Here is a 1,991-nt window from a genome sequence, read left to right as displayed (position 1 = left end):
TGCGGAGGCGGCGGGCGCGGCCGCCGCCTGTGCCGCTTCGGCGACCTCGTCGAGGGAGACGGCGTGGACGGTGGCGAGGACGCGGCCCGTCGCCGGGTCGACGGTGTCGGCCGGCGCGCCCGCGCCGCGTCGCCACTCGCCCGCGATGAGTGCTTCGTCGGCTGGGATGCGGAGCATGGGGGCCTCCTGGCGGAACGGGACGTGGTCGAACAGAACGTGGCCGAACGGGACTTGAGGGAGGGGTCCCGGATGAACGCCGAACGGTCTTAGGTAAGCGCTAGAAATCTAAGGGCTTAAATATCCGGAGCGCAAGACCCATCTGCCGACGGCATTCGAGGATTTCCCCTGCGGAGACTCTTGACGCGCTCCGGTGCCGGGACGGTACAACTTAAGCGCTTAGAAACTTTGCGCTTACTCGCTTTTCGGCTCGGGTTTCCCCAGACTCCGTGGCCCGTGGCGTTCTCCCCGTCCCCGCCCCCTCAGCAGCGGAGTTCCCGCATGACGATCGACGCTTCACCGGACCGAGCGGTCCGGGCCGCCATAGCCGCCCGCTTCGAACGGCTCCCTCTGTGCCGCTGGCACGTCACCGTCCGGCTCATCGTGGGCGCGGTCACCTTCTTCGAGGCCTTCGACCAGCTCCTGATCGCCTACGCCCTGCCCGAACTGCGCCAGGAGTGGGACCTCGGCACGTCCGCCGCGACGCTGCTGCTCACCGTCGGCTCGATCGGCATGCTGATCGGGGCGCTGCTCTCCGGGCGGCTCGCGGACCGGATCGGCCGGGTCAAGGTCATCGCGCTGTGCATCGCGCTGTCCAGCGTCGCCAACCTGGCCCTGTCCGTGGCCACCTCGCCCGACGCGTTCATGGCCCTGCGGTTCGTCCAGGGCCTGGCGATCGGCGGCGAGGTGCCGGTGGCGGCGACGTTCATCGCCGAGATCACCCGCAGCCACCAGCGTGGCCGCTTCGTCCTCCTCTACGAGCTGGTGTTCCCGGCGGGTCTTACGGTGGGCGCGCTTGTCGCGGCCTGGGTGGTGCCGATCCTGGGCTGGCGCTGGATGTACGCGCTTGCGGCGCTGCCCGGCCTGCTCTGCATCCTCGTACAGCGGAAGGTCCCGGAGTCGCCGCGTTGGCTCGCGGACCACGGCAGGACCGATGACGCGGCCGATGTGATGTCCGGCATCGAGGCGGAGGTCGAGCGGATCACCGGGAAACCGTTGCCTCCCGTTCCCGAGGCTTTCCCGGAGGCGCTTCCCGTCGCGGCTCCCGGGGAGGACGCTTCCGGACTGCGCGGCCTGTTCAGCGGCCGCTACCGGCGCCGGACGCTGATCATCGGCGTGCTCTGGTTCACCGGCTACTTCGTCAACTACGGCATCACGTCCTGGCTCCCCACGATCTACCAGAACCGCTACGACCTCTCCCTCTCGGACGCGCTCCTCTACTCGACGGTCACGTCCTGCGCGGGTCTGCTGGGCTGCCTCGTGGCCGCGCTCACGGTGGACCGGCTGGGGCGCCGGAAGGTCATCACCGGGTGTCTGGGCGGGGCGGCGATGATGCTGGTGGCGCTCGCGGCGGTGGGCGCGGGTACGCCGGTGCAGGTCCTGGTGTGGACCTCGCTGGCGGCGGTCTTCTTCTTCGGCTCCAACATCTGCCTGTACCTGTACACGCCGGAGCTCTTTCCGACGCGGATGCGGGCGCTGGGGAGCAGTGTGGGCGGGGCGATGAACCGGCTCGGTGTCATCCTCGGGCCGATTGTGGTGGGGGTCGTGTACGCGGGCGGCAATGTGTCCACGGTGTTTGTGATGTTGGGGGCTGTGGCGCTGGTGGGGGCCGTGGTGGCGGGGGTGGGGGCGGAGGAGACTGCGGGGCGCCGCTTGGAGGAGGTTTCGCCGTAGGCGGTTCCTTTTCCCCAACCCCGCCCCTTCCCGAAAACCCGCTCTGGCGCGGGGGCCTTGGTTGCCGAAATCACCGGCTTCGCCGAGTTCGTCCTCAATCG

The 1,991-nt window shown here is 69.5% G+C and carries 1 protein-coding gene; it reads left to right on the top strand.

The window, feature by feature from the left end:
• Nucleotides 1–498 precede the first annotated feature (498 nt).
• On the top strand, nucleotides 499–1,890 hold the full coding sequence (locus ABD378_RS12525) for an MFS transporter (protein ID WP_344520738.1): 1,392 nt from the start codon (nucleotides 499–501) through the stop codon (nucleotides 1,888–1,890).
• Nucleotides 1,891–1,991: the final 101 nt, after the last annotated feature.

The organism is Streptomyces rectiviolaceus, from assembly GCF_039533825.1.
Lineage (GTDB): Bacteria > Actinomycetota > Actinomycetes > Streptomycetales > Streptomycetaceae > Streptomyces > Streptomyces rectiviolaceus.
The sequence above is the reverse complement of the archived record's forward strand: the minus strand, read 5'-3'. Positions and strand labels throughout refer to the sequence as shown.